General features: G+C 66.2%; 14 protein-coding genes and 3 tRNA genes. 8 read left to right on the top strand and 9 right to left on the bottom strand.

Features of this window, described 5'->3' with window-relative positions; translation table 11 throughout:
* Positions 1 to 359 precede the first annotated feature (359 nt).
* The 5 genes from metE to rpmF form a co-directional block, all read right to left on the bottom strand.
* The gene (metE, locus tag O3669_RS07875; protein WP_371524286.1) at positions 360 to 2681 is read right to left on the bottom strand and encodes a 5-methyltetrahydropteroyltriglutamate--homocysteine S-methyltransferase; all 2322 of its coding nucleotides are present in this window, start codon (positions 2679 to 2681) and stop codon (positions 360 to 362) included.
* Positions 2682 to 2759: 78 nt separating this feature from the next.
* A complete protein-coding gene (locus O3669_RS07870) occupies positions 2760 to 3743 on the bottom strand; it encodes a methylenetetrahydrofolate reductase (RefSeq protein ID WP_295968949.1) in 984 nt (327 codons plus the stop codon).
* Positions 3744 to 5015: 1272 nt separating this feature from the next.
* Positions 5016 to 5091, bottom strand: a tRNA-Arg gene (locus O3669_RS07865).
* Between the two features lie 36 nt (positions 5092 to 5127).
* Positions 5128 to 6399 carry a cation:proton antiporter gene (locus O3669_RS07860; protein WP_371524285.1) on the bottom strand — a complete coding sequence of 424 codons (1272 nt, stop codon included), beginning with the start codon at positions 6397 to 6399 and terminating at the stop codon, positions 5128 to 5130.
* A gap of 131 nt (positions 6400 to 6530) precedes the next feature.
* Positions 6531 to 6701 carry a 50S ribosomal protein L32 gene (gene rpmF / locus O3669_RS07855; protein ID WP_003792889.1) on the bottom strand — a complete coding sequence of 57 codons (171 nt, stop codon included), beginning with the start codon at positions 6699 to 6701 and terminating at the stop codon, positions 6531 to 6533.
* 175 nt (positions 6702 to 6876) lie between these two features.
* Here rpmF and O3669_RS07850 point away from each other — a divergent pair, with 175 nt between their 5' ends.
* The 4 genes from O3669_RS07850 to O3669_RS07835 all read left to right on the top strand — a co-directional run bounded on the left by O3669_RS07850 (position 6877) and on the right by O3669_RS07835 (position 9816).
* Positions 6877 to 7533, top strand: coding sequence for a YigZ family protein (locus O3669_RS07850; protein ID WP_295921011.1), 657 nt, complete (start codon positions 6877 to 6879; stop codon positions 7531 to 7533).
* Between the two features lie 37 nt (positions 7534 to 7570).
* Entirely contained in the window at positions 7571 to 8503 is a 933-nt protein-coding gene (cysK, locus tag O3669_RS07845) for a cysteine synthase A (RefSeq protein ID WP_315281705.1), read from the top strand.
* Positions 8504 to 8594: 91 nt separating this feature from the next.
* On the top strand, positions 8595 to 9239 hold the full coding sequence (gene cysE / locus O3669_RS07840; protein WP_371524284.1) for a serine O-acetyltransferase: 645 nt from the start codon (positions 8595 to 8597) through the stop codon (positions 9237 to 9239).
* An 85-nt stretch (positions 9240 to 9324) separates the two neighbouring features.
* A complete protein-coding gene (locus O3669_RS07835) occupies positions 9325 to 9816 on the top strand; it encodes a GNAT family N-acetyltransferase (RefSeq protein ID WP_295921017.1) in 492 nt (163 codons plus the stop codon).
* 61 nt (positions 9817 to 9877) lie between these two features.
* Here the strand turns inward: O3669_RS07835 and O3669_RS07830 are convergent, their stop codons facing one another.
* Both O3669_RS07830 and O3669_RS07825 read right to left on the bottom strand, forming a co-directional pair.
* Entirely contained in the window at positions 9878 to 10915 is a 1038-nt protein-coding gene (locus O3669_RS07830) for an Fpg/Nei family DNA glycosylase (protein ID WP_371524283.1), read from the bottom strand.
* A 6-nt stretch (positions 10916 to 10921) separates the two neighbouring features.
* Entirely contained in the window at positions 10922 to 13852 is a 2931-nt protein-coding gene (locus O3669_RS07825; RefSeq protein ID WP_371524282.1) for a leucine--tRNA ligase, read from the bottom strand.
* 124 nt (positions 13853 to 13976) lie between these two features.
* Here O3669_RS07825 and O3669_RS07820 point away from each other — a divergent pair, with 124 nt between their 5' ends.
* On the top strand, positions 13977 to 14423 hold the full coding sequence (locus tag O3669_RS07820) for an HIT family protein (protein ID WP_295969551.1): 447 nt from the start codon (positions 13977 to 13979) through the stop codon (positions 14421 to 14423).
* A gap of 108 nt (positions 14424 to 14531) precedes the next feature.
* Here the strand turns inward: O3669_RS07820 and O3669_RS07815 are convergent, their stop codons facing one another.
* Positions 14532 to 15200 (bottom strand): metal-dependent transcriptional regulator, encoded by a 669-nt coding sequence (locus O3669_RS07815; protein ID WP_371524281.1) that lies wholly within the window; start codon positions 15198 to 15200, stop codon positions 14532 to 14534.
* Positions 15201 to 15393: 193 nt separating this feature from the next.
* Here O3669_RS07815 and O3669_RS07810 point away from each other — a divergent pair.
* The 3 genes from O3669_RS07810 (at position 15394) to O3669_RS07800 (ending at position 18172) form a co-directional block, all read left to right on the top strand.
* Positions 15394 to 15466, top strand: a tRNA-Lys gene (locus tag O3669_RS07810).
* A 33-nt stretch (positions 15467 to 15499) separates the two neighbouring features.
* Positions 15500 to 15572, top strand: a tRNA-Lys gene (locus O3669_RS07805).
* A 755-nt stretch (positions 15573 to 16327) separates the two neighbouring features.
* Complete coding sequence (locus O3669_RS07800) at positions 16328 to 18172, top strand: cell wall protein (RefSeq protein WP_371524280.1); 1845 nt, start codon at positions 16328 to 16330, stop codon at positions 18170 to 18172.
* A gap of 568 nt (positions 18173 to 18740) precedes the next feature.
* Here O3669_RS07800 and O3669_RS07795 read toward each other — a convergent pair.
* The coding region (locus O3669_RS07795) for an IS3 family transposase (protein WP_371524279.1) at positions 18741 to 19414 on the bottom strand (674 nt) is incomplete at its 5' end.

Raw genomic sequence — 19414 nt, 5'->3', positions numbered from 1 at the left:
AGCCACTCGTCGGGCCCAGCTGCACGCAGATGCGCAACAGGCAGCGGTCGAGCCCAGCTGCGCATGAACGGGTGACGGCCACCAATAGAATAGAGGGGCCGAGGCCACGAGCACAGCAAGCAAACAGCAGAAGGCGTGGGCTGGCATGGGCACAGCCAGCATGCACGCACCGAGAAGCACGCACCTGCACGCGCAGCCCACTACAGCCTCGTTCCCCTTGCAGCGCCCCGAGGCCAGCGGCTAGCGGGTCCATAAGGTGTCCTTTCTTTGTGACTCCTCGCGGAGCGCACGCTGCCAGCGGATACGGAAAGGGGCGGGACCATGCGGTCCCGCCCCTGCCCTAGTGCCTCGAGGACTTCTCAGCCCTCCAGGCCGCGCTGGGAACGCACTTGCCGAGTAGCGGAGACAAGGTTGTCCAGCGACGCCTTCGTTTCCTCGTAGCCGCGGGTCTTCAGGCCACAGTCGGGATTGACCCACAGGCGCGAGACCGGGACAGCGTCGGCTGCCAGGCCGATGAGCTCGGCGAGCTCCTCGGTGCTGGGGACGCGGGGGGCGTGGATGTCCCACACGCCGGGGCCGATGCCGTGGTCGAAGCCGGCCTCGGCGAGCTCAGGGACGACCTCCATCTTGGAGCGCGCCGCCTCGATCGAGGTGACGTCCGCGTCGAGGCCCTTGATGGCGTCGATGATCTGGCCGAATTCGGAGTAGCACAGGTGCGTGTGGATCTGGGTGTCGGGACGCACCGAGGAGGTGGCCAGGCGGAAGGATCCCACGGACCAGTCCAGGTAGTCGGCGTGGCGGTCGGCGTCCAGGGGCAGGAGCTCACGCAGGGCGGGCTCGTCGACCTGGATGGCGGCGATGCCGGCGGCCTCAAGGTCGGAGACCTCGTCGCGCAGCGCCAGGCCGATCTGGTCGGCAATCTCGCCGAGCGGCAGGTCGTTGCGCGGGAAGGACCACGCGATGATCGTGACGGGGCCGGTGAGCATTCCCTTGACGGGCTTGTCGGACAGGGACTGGGCGTAGCTGGTCCAGCCGACGGTCATGGGCGCGGGACGCGAAACGTCGCCCCACAGGACGGACGGGCGCGTGCAGCGCGAGCCGTAGGACTGCACCCAGCCGTTGCGCGTGGCCGCGAAGCCGTCGAGCAGCTCGGCGAAGTACTGAACCATGTCGTTACGCTCGGCCTCGCCGTGGACGAGCATGTCCAGGCCCAGCTCCTCCTGGAGGGTGATGACCGAGGCGATCTCCTCGCGCATGCGAGCCTCGTAGTCCGCGTCGGACAGTTCGCCGCGGGCGTTGGCGGCGCGGGCCTTGCGGATCTCGGTGGTCTGCGGGAACGAGCCGATCGTCGTGGTGGGCAGCGGGGGCAGGTGCAGGCGCTGCGTCTGGGCGGCCTCACGCTCCGGGTAGGGCTCGCGGGTGCGGTCGGCCTCGGTCAGGGCCGCGGTGCGGCTGCGGACCTCGGGGCGCACGACGCCGGGGGCGGCGGCGCGCTGCTCGAGGACACGGGTGGCCTCGGTAACCTCGGCGTCGATGGCTTCCCAGCCCTCGTCCAGGCCGCGGGCCAGAGTGACGACCTCGACGACCTTCTGGTCGGCGAAAGCGAGCCAGGCGTGCAGGTTCTCGTTGAGGGTCGCGTCGTCCCAGGTCTCCAACGCGGTGTCATGAGGCACGTGCTGGAGAGAGTTCGAGGTGGCGACGGTGACGCGGGCGGCGCCCAGGCCCTGCGCGGCCTTCAGGGTCTCGCGCAGCTGCGCCAGGTCGGCGCGCCAGATGTAGCGGCCATCGACCGCGCCGACGACGAGGGTGACGCCGGACAGGTCCGCGCCTTCGGGCAGGGAGCCGCGCAGCGTGTCGACGTGCAGGGCCTCGACGCCGGTCTTGGCGAGGGCGCCCACCGCGTGGGAGGCATCGCCGTAGGGGGTGGTGAGCAGGATCTGGGGACGCTCGGTGGCGGCGGCCAGGCGCTCGTAGACGCGGGCAGCCAGCTCGCCCAGCTCGACGCGGGTGCGCGAGAGATTGTCCGAGGTCAGGGCCGGCTCATCGAGCTGAACCCACGGGGCACCCGCGGCGTGCAGGGCGGCCAGCGCCTCCTCGTACGCGGCCACGGCCTCGTCGATGCGGGTAAGCGGATCAAAGTCGGGGGTGGCCGGGTCGGCCTTGGCCAGCGCCAGGTAGGTGACGGGGCCGACGAGGACGGGTCGGGTCACGTAGCCCCACTCGCGGGCGTCGGTGAAGCGGCGCACAACCGTGTCGTCGGCGAAACGCAGCGGAGTGTCGGGGCCGATCTCGGGGACGAGGTAGTGGTAGTTTGTGTCGAACCACTTCGTCATCTCTTCGGGGCCGACCTTGTCGTCGCCGCGGGCGAGCGCAAAGTAGAGGTCGAGGCCCTCGCGGCCTGCGAAGCGCGGCGGGATGGCACCCAGGAGGATCGTGGCGTCCAGAACATGATCGTACAGGGAGGGCGCGTCGGCCAAGGACGCGTCGGATGCGTCCAGGCCCAGCTCGACCAGGCGCGCCAGGTTCTCCTTGCGCAGGTCGGCTGCTGCGTCAAGCAGTTCGGCGTCGGTGGTGCGCCCGGCCCAGCGCGCTTCGAGGGCGCGCTTGAGCTGACGCTGGCGGCCGATACGCGGATAGGCCAGGATCGTGGCGGTGGGGAACTGCGCGGGGGCAGCGGACATGGTGTTCTCCTTGGTGTGCTACTCGTGCGGCGTACGCGGGCGTTGCCCGCACCCGGCCGCGGGGTGGTTCGTGGGGATTCAGTGTTGCGTGAAGGGGTGCGAGGCCGGGGACCACTGGGGGTCGGGCGTCACTCCCATGAGGGCCAGGATGTCCAAGACGGGCTTGGCCCTGTTGAAGGTGTAGAGGTGGACGCCGGGGGCACCCGCATCCAATACGGAGTGGATGAGGCGCGAGCCGAACACAGCGCCGAATTCGTCGCGCGCGTCCTGGTGAGGGTAGTCGGCCAGCGTGGTCAGCAGGTATTCGGGGACCTCGATGCCGGTGAGGTCCTGGACGCGGCGCAGGCGCGCCGGGTCGGTGGCCGGCAGCAGGCCGGGCACGATCGGGATGGTGACGCCGACGCGGCGGGCACGCTCGACAAAGGAGGCGTAGACTTCGGCGTCCCAGAAGAGCTGCGTGATCGCGAAGGACGCGCCAGCGGCCTGCTTGACGAGGAGGCGTTCGACTTCCTGCTGAGGCGTCGTGCCCGCGGCAGGGTTGCCGGCGGGGAACGCGGCGACCGCAATCGTCAGGGGTTTGAAGGCCGAGCGCAGGGCCTCGCCCGGGTGAGCATCGCAGCGGCGCTTTTCGACGGTGCGGATCAGGTGGATCAGTTCGGTGGCGCTTCCGACGCCGCCGGGTCCGGGCTCCCAGTCCTCCTGTCCCACCGGCGGGTCTCCGCGCAGTGCCAGGAAGGTGCGCACGCCCGACTCCAGGTAGTCGTGCACGGTCGAGACGACCTCGGCCGTCGAGTTGCCCACGCAGGTCAGGTGGGCGATCGGCTGAATCGGGGTGTCACGCACGAGGCGCTGGACCGTTGAGCGGGCATTGTGACGGTCCTTGCCGCCCGCCCCATAGGTCACGGACATGAAGTCCGGGCGAACCTGGAGGAGGCGATCGACCGTATCCCAGAAGGGGGCTTCCAGGGAGGGCTTGCGCGGGGGCATGACCTCGAAGGATAGGAGCGTGGGCTCGTGGTCGTGGGTACAAGGATGGGCGTAGTCGGCGTCAGAGAATGGCACAGTGGGACTCTCGGTGTTGCGGCTTTCTCCCCGCCTGGGCGCTCATGCGCGGTGTCTGATGCTGGCGGCGGATCCTGGCCTAGTGAGTGGCGGTCGTCTGCGTCAGCTGCACATTCGGGCACGAATAGACCCGCACATGCGACGGGTGATGTTCGTTCGTGCGTTCATGACCCCAGTATCTCCACCTTCGCGCAGGTCACGCAGGGGCGGTCCACGTAACGGGAGTTTGTGACAGCGCGATCTCACGTGACCCGAGATGGACTCCTGCCACTAGTTGGTTCGCTCACGCTCCCCCGGCGACGGGTTCTCCCAAGCGGCAAGTCCAGCCCCGGCCACGGCCAGGACTACTCAGAACCCTCTCACGACAAGCAATCAAAAACCCAGACCTCTCCACCCCACATGTCGCGAGGGATGTCAACGAAGGCACGGCGATACACGAAACCCCGCCGAAGCGGGGTGCGTGCTGTAGACCGATCATTGGTGAGCCGCCACGAAGGCTATTCATTCTTGGGCTCCCGCCGATCAGGAGGCGCTCGTCGCGTCCTCAAGGAGATGCGATGCGGTCCAACCCTGTCTGCCAAACGAATTGTACAGGTTCCAAACGCGGGGAACCAACTGTTAGCGTTTCCTTTATGTAGGAGTACGGTCAAACCATGAACCGGGACACGTCCAGGACATGTTCAACACCGCGCCGCGCGGCACTCAGATGAGTATGCCCGCATCGATACTCCCGTCATGAGCAACAACGACGTCTCCACACCCGATACGATCCCCCGCCCCACGCTCTCGGACAGCGTCGATTGGCGTAGTCCAGTAGCAGTCACCGTCGTTGTTTGCACTATGCCCTTTGCACGCATATGTCTCTATCGCGCGACCTCACGCCTCTACTGGAAATGACTGTGCCCAGTGGGACGATAGGGCTGCCTCCACGGCGCCACCCCGGGACACCTGTATTCCTGCCGGGGAGCGGTTCCGTTGAGAGGAGGTGACTGGGCAATGGCTAAAGACCATCGTCAGCCTCGACGGCGGCGAGGCCTTGACAGGAAGCAGAAAGCCCAGATCGCTGTAGCAGTGATCACGACACTGCCGCAGCTGATCTGGGCGATTGCATTCCTGCTGAGCACCCTGATGGGTAGCTAAGACCATCCCGGAAACCGGGGAGTCGAACAGCTGCAACTGTTCGGCTCCCCCCATTATGCCACGCTTCCCCGGTTCGGGCGGCCACATAACGACCAACAACAACGATTCGTGGCGAGCACCCGCATCACAAGCTGGCGCCTCCGACAGGACTCGAACCTGCAACCTCGGGATTAGAAGGCCCTTGCTCTATCCATTGAGCTACGGAGGCGTGGCGCGGGTGCGCCGCCTGTAAGACTAGCGGACCTTAGGCGTGCTTTCCAACGGCGCGGCCCATCAGTAAGGCCAGCAGTGGGAAGAGCAGCACGGACATCGCGCCGGCGACGACAAGCAGGGAGGCGAGCCACGAGGGCAAGACACCCGTCGTGACGCCGAGCTCAGTGACGGCGACGATGATGGGCAGGCCGGTCGCGCCGTACAGGCCGATGCGCGTCGCGTCCATCCAGCCGACGCGCTCGATCGATCCGTGGAAGCGTTCCATGAGGACGATGGGCACGCCGCGCACCACGAGGATCGCGCCGACGAAGGCGACGAGCAGGAAGGGGTAGCCCGCGACGGCGCTGAGCGAGATGTTCATGCCCGAGGTGACGAAGAACAGCGGGATGAGGAAGGAGAATCCGAGGGTTCGCAGCTCGCCTTCGACCATCGTGAAGTTGCCGGGTGCCAGCGCGCGCACGATGATGCCGGCCGCGAACGCACCGAGCACCATGTCCAGTTCCATGACCGCGGACAGCGCCATGAGGCCGGTGAGGACCAGCATGACGACGCGCATGAGCGTCTTTTGCGAGGTCTGCGCCCCGTGCAGGATCGTTCGGCCGATCGCCGGATGCTTGAGGATGAATCGCGTCGGGATGGCGACGGCGACGACCGACGCTACTGCGAAAACGAGCAGAATAATCGCGGAGGCCCACGGGCTGCGGGCGGACAGCAGCAGCGACATGGCGATGATGGGCGCGAGCTCGCCGACGGCTCCGTGGACGAGGACGGCCTTGCCGATCGTGGTGCCCATGACGCCGGCCTCCATGAGGATGGGCAGCAGGGTACCCATCGCCGTCGACGTCAACGCGATGGCCAGCGCAATGTACGTCGCGGCGGCAACCCCGGTCGTTCCAGATGCGGCGACCGCCGCCCAGGAGACGGCCAGGCCGATGCCGAAGCACGCCAGCCACGTCAGCAGCGAGAGCCTGCCCGCCCGCCCATGCACCTCTTCGACATTGATCTCGGTGCCCGCGATGAGGAAGAGCATGCCCATGCCGACCTCGCGGAACAAGGAGATCGGCTCAGTGAGGGATGCGAGGCCCGCACCATTCGGCCCGATGATGACGCCAAGGATCAGCAGCCAGACGACGTCGGGCACGCGCTTGCGCGTGAGCGAGGACAGCAGGGGTGCGACGGCCGCAGCGGCGGCGATCAGGAAGAGGGAGACGATGGCTCCCTCGGTGTCGCTCGTGCTCGACGCGGCGACGAGGCCGTGGCCTACTCCCCCGCTCGCGGCGGGCAGGGACAGTGGCAAGCTCATGTGCGTTCCTTTTCGGGTACTGGAATCAGGCGCGCGCGAACGACCGATGGGGCCGAGGGCGCGGATTCAGGAAGTGCGGGCATGACAAAGGCCCGGGACGACAAGTCCCGGGCCCGTGCGCGGATGCGAGGTCAGCCCTCGACGTCCAGGAGGCCGTTCTTGTATGCCTTGGCCAGGCGGCGGGGCACGCGGATCTCACGGCCGGCGACCTTGACGGTGTTCAGCTCGGTAAGATCAGCCTTCCAGGTAGACCGGCGGGTGCGGGTGTTCGCACGGGACATCTTGCGCTTGGGAACTGCCATGTCTTACCGCTCCTCTTCTTTCTCGACGACTATTCTGATCGGTGCGCCACGCGGGCGCACGGCGACAACCCGACTAGACTACCACGGACCTTGCGCATGTGGCTTATCGCGTGAGCATGCGTGCCTGCGATTCTGGTTACAGACCGAGGGGCGCCAGCTCGCCTAAACTGGGCTCATGTCCGTTCTTCGCACGCTCGCCGCAGGTACGCTCCTGACCCACGAGATCGAGATTAAGCGTTCGCGCTTTATTACGACGCTGGCCAGGACGGATAGCCCTGAGGAGGCCCGCGAGCTCATCGACGCGGTGAAGTCGGAGCATCCGCAGGCGCGCCACAATTGCTCGGCGTATCTGATTGATCCGCCGGATGCAGCGCCCCTGCAGCATTCGTCGGACGACGGGGAGCCCTCGGGGACGGCGGGCACCCCAATGCTGGAGGCGCTGCGCGCTTCTGACACGTGGAACGCGACGGCGGTCGTCACCCGCTACTTCGGTGGAATCCTCCTGGGTGGGGGCGGCCTCGTGCGGGCCTACTCCACTTCCGTGTCCGAGGCCGTCGCCCGCGCGCCCATCGCCTACCTCGTGGGGCGCGACGTTTTGGAGACGAGCCTATCTCCTGGCGACGCGGGGCGTATCGAGGCTGAGCTACGTGGGCGCGGCGCGACGATCCTGGACACGATCTGGGGCACGGATGTGACCGTGCGCGTCGCAATCGACCCCACCGCCCGAGAGTCGATCGACGCCTGCCTGGCCCAGGCCTCGTCGGGTGTTGCAAAGTTTCGCTACGTGGAAACGCGTCGTGTTGAACTAGACGAGGCGCCGAACGCGGGCTGACAATTCAGGGGTACTACTGCTCCTGGAAGGACCACTCATGGCTCGCATCGCCTCCACCGTCGCCGATCTGATCGGCAACACTCCCCTCGTTCGTATTAACCACGTCGCCGGCGACGGCGTCGACGTGGTCGCGAAGGTCGAGGCCTTCAACCCCGCCTCCTCGGTCAAGGACCGCATCGCCCGCTCGATCATCGACGCGGCGGAGGCCTCGGGCGCTCTCGCTCCCGGCGGCACGATTGTCGAGGCCACCTCGGGTAACACGGGTATCGCCCTGTCGATGGTGGGCGCGGCTCGCGGCTACAAGGTCGTCATCGTCATGCCCGCCTCGATGTCTGTCGAGCGTCGCGCGATCGTGCGCGCCTTCGGCGCCGAGCTGGTCCTGACCGACCCGAAGGGCGGTGTCTCCGCCGCCGTCGCAGAGGCCGAGCGTATCGCCTCCGAGCGTCCCGGCGCGATCATCGCCTCCCAGTTCACCAACCCCGCCAACCCGGCCGCCCACATCGCCCACACGGGCGAGGAGATCTGGGCGGACACCGAGGGCCAGGTCGACGTATTCGTCGCCGGCGTGGGCACCGGTGGCACCATCTCGGGCGTCGCGCGAGTCCTGAAGGATAAGAACCCGAACGTACACATCGTCGCCGTTCAGCCCGCCGAGTCCCCGCTGCTCACGGGTGGGTCCCCTGCCCCGCACGGCATCCAGGGCCTGATGCCCAACTTCGTGCCCGACACCTTCGACGCCGACATCGTCGACGAGGTTGTCTCCGTCGAGACCGCGACCGCGCTCGAGTTCGCGCGCCGCGCCGCCGCCGAGGAAGGCCTGCTCGTGGGCATCTCCTCGGGCGCAGCCCTGGCCGGAACGGCCGTGGTCGCGGCCCGTCCCGAGCTGGCCGGCAAGAAGATTGTCACGCTGCTGCCCGACACGGGTGAGCGTTACCTCTCGACCGCGCTTTTCGCGGGCCTCGAGGACTGATCTTTCACGCTCAACGCGCTAAGGTGGCCCCGGCGGAATATCCGGGGCCACCTGTGCGTTTCCGTCTGAGTCGACCATCCAGGAGGAACTCGTGAAGCTCACCGTACGCGCCCTGTCGAAGACCCTGTCGCGCGCCCTGCCCACCAAGGCGCTCGGACTCTTCCACGAGGACCTCGTGACGGCGCAGCGCCGCGACCCCGCGGCCACCTCCGCCCTGGAGATCGCACTGACGTACCCGGGCGTGCACGCCCTGTGGGCCCACCGCGTCTCTCACGCCCTGTGGAGCCGAGGCGCACGCACCCCCGCACGCGCCCTGTCCTCGGCGGCCCGCGCGGTCACCGGCGTGGACATTCACCCCGAGGCCACGATCGGCCGCCGCGTCTTCATCGACCACGCGACGGGCGTCGTCATCGGCCAGACGGCCGAGGTCGGCAACGACGTCGTCATCTTCCACGGCGTCACCCTGGGCGGCGTCGCCATGACGCCGGGCAAGCGCCACCCCACTGTCGGCGATCACGTCATGATTGGCGCGGGCGCGAAGGTGCTCGGCCCCATCAACATCGGCACCGGTGTCAAGATCGGCGCAAACGCCGTCGTCGTCAAGGACGTGCCCTGCGGTAACGTCGCGATCGGCGTGCCCGCACGCCTGCTGCCCAAGCCCGAAAAGGACACGCGCGACCGCGATCTGATCGTCGATCCCGCCTACTTCTTCGAGGAGCCCGCCCTCTACATCTGAGGGGTGTTTACCCTCGTCAGACTCAGTCTCTGAGAATCCATTCAGGCGCCGTGACAAAGTGAGCGCCCTCACCTATAGTTGGTTTATGGAAGCTCGAACTCTACATGCCCCACTGGACGCGTTGTCAGCGGCGAATCGGCCCCAGGGTATTGAGATCGCCACGCTCACAACATTCGACATCCCCGCTCTCGCGGTGCTCACCCTCGAGGCGTACGACGACGCTGTCACGCCCGAGGCGCTCCTGGAAACGTCCGAGGAACTCCGTCTCACCTTCGAAGGTGCTTTTGGCGCTACTACCGAAGACTCCTTCGTGGGGGCCTGGGACGGCGGCACCCTCATCGGCGCGATCCTCGTGGTGCGCGAATCCCCCTGGGACGACGCGCCCGACGGTCCATTCGTCGTGGACCTGATCGTCGCGCCGGACTACCGCAGACGGGGCATCGCGACCGCGCTCGTCTCGGAGGTGGCCACCAGGTGCACGAACTGGGGTTTCGACACCCTGGCCCTGCGCCTGGATGCGCGCCACGGCGGTGCCCGCGAGTTGTACTCGATGCTCGGTTTCGAGGAGATCGCCTAGGCCCAATGCGCCGGGAGCGCAAGCCCGAAGGCTCGCGCTCCCCTCGCGGTTTGTCGCGCGCTCAACGCTGGCAGGACGGACACCAGAACAGGCGTCGGTTCTGCATGAGCGCCTCGCGGATCGGCGTGCTGCAACGCAGGCACGGCCGGTCGGTGCGGTGGTACACGTACCAGCGCGAGGCCTCCTCGTCCCCCTCGATCGGAGGGTTGGGGGCCTCGTCCGGGTCCATGGTGTCCAGGCGCCCGGCGGCCAGGCCGCGGTTCATGAGGTCGCAGATGAGGACCCACAGCTCCCGCAGGCGCTTGAGGGAGATGTTGGCACCCTTACGGTGCGGTGAGATGCCCGCGAGGAACAGGGCGTCGGCCCGGTAGATGTTTCCCACGCCCGCGATGATCGACTGGTCCATGACGATCTCGCCGATCGCGCGCTTCTTGGAGTGGGCAACCTGAGCGAAACGCTCCATGGCCTCGGCGTCGGAGCGTGCCCCGGCGTCCAGGGGGTCGGGCCCCAGCTTCGCCTCCGCTGTGATGCGTTCCTCATCGGTGATGAGGTCGCAGCGGTTGGGGCCCACCAGGTCGGCGACGGCGTGGTCGTTGAACAGGCGCAGGCGCACTGCCCCCACGGGCTCGGGAGGCTCCCATTCCCCCGCCTTGGCCTCGCCGAAGCCCTCGCCCCAGCGGGTCTCGGAGTGACCGTTCCACTCCCCCTTGGCGACGTTGGGGATGCGGTGGGCGACCCCGTGGCCCTCGTCGACGACGGTCTCGTCGCCGTTGAATCGCCACCAGCCGTACAGGCCCAGGTGGATGTGCACCCAGCGGTCGGGCCAGGGGGCGTCCTCACCGAGGATCGGCTCCCCGCTGCCGGCCGCGGCGCCCTCGAGGAGGGACACCCCGGCCTCGTACGTCTCGCCCGGGGTGGGCGGGACGAAACCGATGAACATGTGTTTGCCGTGCACGCGCACCCGCTGCATGACCCACCCATCCAGGAGGGCGGCGGAGGACGCGAAGCGTCCCTGCGGGGACGACGCCGAGACGATACCCCCGACGAAAAGCTCGTCGAGGGTACCGGCTAGGCGACGGACTGCATCGCCTTCAGGCATGCGACCTCACTTCTTGACGACGACGTTGACCAGCTTGGGCGCACGCGCGATGACCTTGAGCGGATCGGAGCCATCCAGTGCCTTGACGATCGGCGCCTGCTCCAGGGCCGCGGCGATCAGGTCTTCCTCGGAGATGGAGGGTGCGACCTCGATGCGGGCCTTGACCTTGCCGTTGACCTGGACGATCGCCGTGACCGTGTCCTCGACCAGCAGCGAGGAATCCTCGACGACCGGGAAGGGCTCGCGGGCCAGGGAGGCCTCGTGACCCAGGCGCGCCCACAGCTCTTCGCACAGGTGCGGGGCAACCGGGGCGAGCATGAGGATCAGGGCCTCGATGGCGTCGCGCGGCACGGCGTCCAGGCTCGTCAGGTGGTTGTTGAGGACGATGAGCTTGGAGATCGCGGTGTTGATGCGCAGGTTCTCGTACTCATCGGTGACCTCGGCGATCGTGCGGGCCACGAGGCGACGCGTCTTCTCATCCGCAGGCTCGTCAGTGACCGTGAGCTCGCCGGTCTCCTCGTCGATGGCGTTACGCCACAGGCGCTGCAGGAAACGCTGGGAGCCGACGACCGCGCGCGTCTCCCACGGGCGCGACAGGTCGAGGGGGCCCATACTCATCTCGTACACGCGGAAGACGTCGGCGCCGTAGGCGTCGTACATCTCGTCGGGCGTAACAATGTTCTTCAGGGACTTGCCCATCTTGCCGTACTCGCGCTTGACAGGCTCGCCCTGGTAGGTGAAGCCGGTCGTCTCGTCGCCCTCGACCTCGTCGGCGGGCACGTACTGGCCGCGCTCGTCGGTGTAGGCGTATGCCTGGACGTAGCCCTGGTTGAAGAGCGTGTGGTAGGGCTCGGCATCCGGCACGTGACCCAGATCGAAGAGGACCTTCTGCCAGAAGCGGGCGTAGAGCAGGTGCAGGACCGCGTGCTCGACGCCGCCGACGTACATGTCGGTGCCGCCGCTGACCTTGCCCTCGCGCGGGCCCATCCAGTAGGCCAGGTTCTCCTCGCCGGCGAAACGCTCGGAGTTCGTCGGGTCGGTGTAGCGCATCTCGTACCAGCACGAGCCCGCCCACTGAGGCATCGTGTTGGTCTCGCGGCGGTACTTCTTGGGGCCGTCGCCCAGGTCAAGGGTGACGTTGACCCATTCCTCGGCGCGGCCCAGCGGGGCCTCGGGCAAGGAGTCGGCGTCCTCCGCGTCGAAGGTGCGCGGGCTGTAGTCGCTGACCTCGGGCAGCTCGACGGGGAGCATGTCCTCGGGCAGGGCGTGGGCGACGCCGTCCTCGTCCCACACGATCGGGAAGGGCTCACCCCAGTAGCGCTGGCGGCTGAAGAGCCAGTCGCGCAGGCGGTAGGTGATGGTGCGCTTGCCCAGGCCCTTGGCCTCGAGCCAGGCGGTCATCGCGGCCTTGGCCTCGTCCTTGGCCAGGCCGTTCAGGTCGATCTCCTCGTTCGCGGAGTCGACGGCCACGCCGTCACCCGTGTACGCGCCGACCTCGAGGTCGGGGCCGTAGGGGTCGTCGGCGGGGCCAATCGTACGCACGACGTCAAGGTCGTAGGCGCGGGCGAACGCCCAGTCGCGGTCGTCGTGGGCGGGCACGGCCATGATGGCGCCGGTGCCGTAGCCCCACAGGACGTAGTCGGCGACGAAGATCGGGACCTCGCGGCCGTTGACGGGGTCGATGCCCAGCAGGCCGGTGAACACGCCGGTCTTGGTGCGTTCCTCGTCGGCACGCTCGGCTTCCGACTTGGCCGAGGCCTGGGCGCGGTAGGCGGCAACGGCCTCCTTCGGGGTGGCGGCACCGCCCGTCCACGCGTCCTTCGTGCCCTTAGGCCAGGACGCGGGCAGGGTCAGGGCTGCCTCGTCGCCGGCGTCGCCGCCGGCGGTCCCACCGAGGATCGGGTGCTCGGGGGCCACGACCATGAAGGTCGCGCCGAACAGCGTGTCGGGGCGCGTCGTGTAGACGTCCAGGGAGTCGAGGGAGGCGCCGACCTCGCGCGCTCCGGGCACGTCGAAGCGCACGGTGGCACCCTCGGAGCGGCCGATCCAGTTGCGCTGCATGGTGCGCACCTTCTCGGGCCAGTTGATCGTGTCGAGGTCGTCGGCCAGGCGCTTGCCGTAAGCGGTGATGCGCATCATCCACTGGCGCAGGTTGCGCTTGAAGACCGGGAAGTTGCCGCGCTCTGAGCGGCCGTCCGCGGTGACCTCTTCGTTGGCCAGGACCGTGCCCAGGCCGGGGCACCAGTTGACGGGGGCCTCGGAGACGTAGGCGAGGCGGTAGGAGTCGACGACCTTCGCCTGGGCGGCGCGGTCGAGCGAGTTGTAATCGGAGCCGTCCTCGGGGCGAATCTCGCCGGACTCGAGCTTGGCGATCAGCTCGCTGATCGGGCGGGCAGCGCCCTGCGAGCCGTCGGGGGCCGTGGCCTGCGGATCAAACCAGGAGTTGAAGACCTGCAGGAAGATCCACTGCGTCCAGTGCACGTACTCAATATCCGTCGTGGCAAAGGAGCGGCGCGAATCGTGGGACAGGCCCATGCGGCGCAGCTGGCGGCGCATGTTCGCGATGTTCTGGTTCGTCGTGATGGCCGGGTGCTGGCCGGTCTGGACGGCGTACTGCTCGGCGGGCAAGCCGAAGGCGTCGTAGCCCATCGTGTACAGGACGTTGTCACCCTTCATGCGGCGGTAGCGCGCCAGCGTGTCGGTCGCGATGTAACCCAGCGGGTGACCCACGTGCAGGCCCTTACCCGAGGGGTAGGGGAACATGTCGAGGATGAAGAAGGGGTTGCGGGATGCCAGCGGGCCTGCCAGGTCACCCGTGGGGTTGTCCGCGTGGAACGTGCCCAGCTCCTCCCAACGGTCCTGCCACTTCGTTTCGATCTGACCGGCGAGCTCAGCGGTGTAGCGCTGGGCCGGGGCACTCTGCGGATTTTCGCTCATCTGTGCGTTCCTCGCTTAACGATGGGTCACGTAACAATACTCCCCACCAGGGTAGTTCACGCCCGCCCACCCCGCCGGATACGCTCATCTACCGAAGCGCGCGCAAATAGGTGACAATAGTCGCATGAGTACCGTCTTCGAAAAGATCATCTCCGGCGAGTGGTCCGGCCGCTTCGTGTGGGCCGACGACCTGTGCGTCGCCTTCGCAACGATCGAGCCCACTTCCCCCGGGCACGTCCTCGTCGTCCCGCGCTGCCCCTACGAGGCGTGGACCGACGCCCCTTCGGACGTGGCCGCGCACCTGATGAAGGTCGCGCGTGCCATCGGCGTCGCCCAGAAGGCGGCCTTCGGCGTGCCGCGCGCTGGCCTGGCCATTGCCGGCTTCGAGGTGCCCCACACCCACCTGCACGTCATCCCCCTGCGCGACGAGACCGACATCCTCCTGTCGAAGGCCGCTCCGGCGACCGACGAGGAACTCGATAACGCGATCACCACGCTGCGCGAGGCCCTCCTCGCCGCCGGCCACGGCGCCCACGTACCCCCGTCGATGGGATCCGCGGCGCTCTCCTAACCGACTCCGCTCCTCTCTTTCTGCGCACCCCGCGAGGGCGCTCCCAGCCCGCCCGACCACCTCGGTCAGGTGGTCTGATGCGCGCCCGGGCCTCGTCGATAGGGTGGCTCAGGCGCGCACGATGATGCCCGAGGCCAGGGCCGCGTCGAGCTGCACCATCTCTCCGTCATCGAGGGAAACCGTCATCGAGCTCGGTCCGCTGGCGAGGATGACAACGCGAGCACCGGGCACAAGACCAGCCTCCTCCCATGCGCGCAGGGCCTGCGGGTCACGATCGGGCAGCCGATCCACCACGCCCCCATCCCCCACCGCGAGCGTATCGAGGGGCGCGCCGAGAACCTCGTCGCTCGAGCCGTCCGCGCGCGGGATCGGATCCCCATGCGGATCGCGCGTCGGGTAGCCCAGGACCTTGTCGAGGCGGTTCAATAGCCGCTCGGACACGGCATGCTCGAGGATTTCAGCTTCCTCGTGCACCTCATCCCAGGAGAAACCCAGGGCCTCGTGGAGGTAGGTCTCCAGCAGCCGATGCCGACGCACCATACCGAGGGCGACGGCACGCCCCTGGCCGGTCAGGCGCACACGCCCGTAACGCTCGTGAGTGACCAACCCCTGGCGAACAAGGCGCTGAACATTCTCCGTCGTCGTCGACGGCACCACGCCCATGTGCTCGCCGATGTCTTTGGGCTTGACACCGTCACGCCCGGCCTCCTCAGCGCTCCACACGAGCTTGAGAATGTCCTCGACGACCGTTGAGTATTCGCTCGATGCCTCCGACACAGCATCCCCTTTCGTCCGGGCCTCCATTGTAGGCAAAGCCCCGCCGCGCGAGCGCCCGGTTCCGCGCACCGCATCCGAACGCCGCCTCCCAGTACCCCATGCCACACGGATGCGAGATAGGACACTGAGGGCAACATTGACTTGTCCGCACACCCGAAGATGTGTATATTTATCTCTCGGTTGCAAAACCCCCGCGTCATTAGCTCAATTGGCAGAGCAGCTGACTCTTAATCAGCGGGTTGAGGGTTCAAGTCCCCCATGACGCACAGCTTTCCCGGCTCCGGCCGGTGAGAGTTCCCGCGTCATTAGCTCAATTGGCAGAGCAGCTGACTCTTAATCAGCGGGTTGAGGGTTCAAGTCCCCCATGACGCACAGAAAGCCGGTGGCCGACAGGTCGCCGGTTTTTCGTATCCGTGCCCCACTTCCCCTTTGTTTTCCAGTGTTGACCGTAGCCCCGCCAGATCTGCGGCCTGCCACAGCCCCGCCAGATCTGCGACCACCGCCGCTGCCCCGCCAGATCTCCGGCCGCCGCCGCTGCCCCGCCAGATCTCCGGCCGCCGCAAGACCTGCCCGCCCGCTCGCCGCCCGCGCCGCGAGCTTCGCTCGGCGCGTCGGCTCGAAGCCCGGCCAGGCCCCGCAGGCCTCGCATCGGCCTCCGATCGGGCGGCTCGTGGCATGCCTTTCCATTGCCTAGCCAGGCATTGGCACCACATGCGACACAAAACTCGCCCAGTACGCGCACAACACCCGTAAGTCAGCCATATTTCACGAGCGGTCGCAGCGACGGCCTTGAGTGCACAGCGAAGCACATGGGAATCACCTGCATGCTACGTGCCCGCGCCTGATAGAGCACCCAATCCAGAGCTCAGCCCGCAATAGACGATGCACGTCGTCAACAATGTGTATACTGAACAATCATGGCTCATAGCGTTTAGTACGCACACCTACGACTGGGGAACATCATGAGGAAAAGCCGGAGAGTTCTGGCGACGGGTGCTGGTTTGGCTCTTGTCGCTGCAGGTACGGTATCAATGTTTGCGCCACGCAGCGCACAAGCCGATGCCGAGCCCTTCACCCTCTCACAATACGTCTCATCAACAAGCACGACGGTGTGCAATACGACCCCTGTGATCACGACCTATCACGGTACCGTCGTGCTGGACATTCCGGTCACTACGCTTCTGGCAGGCCACGAGGCAGAAATCCGCGCTGCGGCTGCACAGGGGCTCTCCCCTCATGACTCCGGCAGCAACGACAACGCCGATATCACACTGACCGTGAGTGTCCCTGAGGCGGTCACGTTGGGGACGTCTCGCGCGAAATCTACCTCGTCAATGCTCGCCTACACGTCGTTCTCCCCCAACGCTGAGCGCACACAGGTCACTGCGAACATCCAGCTCAAGGATCTGAGCTGGCAGCAGCTGCTCGATATCTACGATGCGGAGAAAGCCAACCCCGGCCAGCACACGATCAAGGTCCAGGTCCCCTATGCCGTTGGCACAACTGACCCTGCGGAAGCGACTCAACTGGCCAGCGAACAGATTACCGCGACAGGTACGTTCAACTTCTTCGCATCTCCGACCACTCCCGCTCAGGTCTTTAACTTCGACACGAAGACCCTGGCAGTCGCACAGTCGCCTAGCGATTGCTTCACGTCCGCACCGACCAGGACAACGCGCTGGGTTGATGAAGAGGACGGCCACGACTTACAGCCCCCGAAAACCGGGCCCAACTTCTTCCAAGCCGCAGGAATTCCCGACTACGAATTCTCCACTCGGGAGTTGTCTGAGGATGGCTTGACCGGAATTTACAAGTACAAGAATGTTTTCGGCTCCCTTCCGGTCAACGGTGATGACCCGATAATCGGTACCGATTTTAAGATCGGTACCGATGAGAATCCCCCAACTCAGAAGGAAGAGATCCACGCCGAGAGTAAGAACTCGCTTCTGACCATCGAGAACGTCGTCCACTTGGACGACCTTCAAGGTGGACGCATTGCGGATCTCCTCCAGAAATACGAGAAGACGCCCAACGCATTCGACGATTTTGACCTGAAGAAGGTTCACGTGGGTTTCACAACCCAGATCACTCTTCCTGCGCAGCTGAAGTTTTCCGACCCCTCGGCCATCTCGGTGACTGGGCTTCCCCAGGGCTTCTCAGCGAAGACAGTGGAAGTTAACGGACATACCGCAACGGTTACCGTTGACGTCGATAACCCCGGTCAGATCACCACCATCGAAGACCTCAAGGACGCGATGGCTGCGCTTCACGGCGAAGCGGTGATCACCATTCAGAAGATTGCCTTCACTGAATCCGCAACTGCCGATACGGACTACCAGATCGATCACCACACGCAGGGAATCATCTCTGTTAATGTCGAGAAACAACTCGGTGCCATGGTCAAGCCCGGGTGGCCGTCACCCGCATGCCCTCCGACTATGGGCGACGACGATACTGTCGAACCGGCCGAACCTCGCCCTGTTCTTGGGACACTATTTGATCCGCCGTCACCTGCTTGCCCTCCTTCGGACATGCGTCTGAGCGCCGGATGGAGGCCCCCCGCGATCGGCCCTTCTGCCGGGTGGGATGAAGCTCCGCTCATGAAGCACCCCCTGAAGTACACGACCAGCGAGTCGCATCCCTACGTGACACGACTGTCCTTCAAGCCGGGTCCGACGCCTACGCCAACAACGCCGACGCCTACGCCGACAACGCCTACGCCAACGCCAACGCCGACAACGCCTACGCCTACGCCAACGCCAACGCCGACAACGCCTACGCCAACGACGCCGACAACGCCTACGCCTACGCCGACAACGCCTATGCCTACGCCAACGACGCCTACGCCCTCGGTTCCTCCTAAGCCTGCAACACAGCTCGCCAAGACCGGTGCTCTCACCGGCGATGTGCTGCTGCTCGCTGCCGTGACAGGCACTATCGGCGTCGCGGCAACGCGGAAGAAACGCTCTTAGTTCGCGTTTCATCGCCATAGGCGGGGGTGCCGGTGAATCACCGGCACCCCCGCCTGCCTGTCGGGTTACCCTGGGCAGCAAAGGGGCTCAGACATCCACACGTCTGCCCAATGACGCCACCCCGAGCCGCCCATCCCTGTACGCCCCCGAGCCGCCCATCCCTGTACGCCACACCTGGAACTAACCCCTGCGCCACATGCCCGTTGCACTCGTGCGCTCACTTCCGTGCCGCCACCCTCACGCCGCAGGCATCGTGGGGGTTTTGCTACCATAGGAGGCTTTTGTCGGCGTGTCGCCGGCGTGTCGGGGGCCTATGGTCGCAAAACCCCCCATTGAGCACCGGGCAAACGTGATCCGCACGATGCCCTGAGCTAGGGGCAACGACAATACGCGACACATCGAGACGCCACGCACCGACGAGCGACGCAGCCACAGGCCACGCACCGAGACGCCACGCATCGATGAACGACGCAGCCACACGCCCCGCATCGAGGTGCCACGAGACAAGACGCCCCGCAGTTCAGTTTTGAACTGCGCCCCGAAACTTGGACGCTTTTAATGGTAGCCGTTATGCGGCTTCCCGTAGGGCCTGATCCCGGTATTCTGCCGGGGTCAGGCCCTTGAGCTTTACTTGGCGTCTTGTTGTGTTCCAGTGTGTGATGTAGGCGTCGAGGTCGGCTTTGAAGCTCTCGAAGGTCTGCCAGTCCTGGCCGCGAAAGAACTCGTCCTTGAGGTGCCCGAAGACCTGCTCGGTGGCACCGTTGTCGATGCAGTTGCCTTTGCGTGACATGCTCTGGATGAAACCGTTCTCGGCGAGCGTTCTGATGTAGGCCTTGTGCTGGTACTGCCATCCCATGTCCGAGTGCAAGATCGGCTCGACCCCTGCTGGTTTGGCGTCCATGAGCATCTGGAGCATCTCTTGTTGCTGGGCGAGGTTGGGGCACATCGAGATGGAGTGGGCCACGATCTCTTTGCTGGCAAAATCGTAGACCGGAGCGAGGTAGGCCTTACCGAAGGAGAGCTTGAACTCGGTGACATCGGTACCCATTTTCTGCCAGGGCCCATCGGCTGTGAAGTCGCGGCCGATGATGTTTGCGAAGCTTTGCCCCACGTCCCCCTTGTAGGAGTTGTACCTGTGGTAGTTCGTCTCGCGGCGTATGCCGCAGCGCAGCCCCATCTCACGCATCATCTTCAAGACCGTCTTATCGGCGATGCGCTCCCCGTCCTCAGCGCGCAGGCACA

The organism is Pauljensenia sp. 20925_1_34 (assembly GCF_041432775.1).
Classification (GTDB): Bacteria; Actinomycetota; Actinomycetes; order Actinomycetales; family Actinomycetaceae; genus Pauljensenia.
The sequence above is the reverse complement of the archived record's forward strand: the minus strand, read 5'-3'. Positions and strand labels throughout refer to the sequence as shown.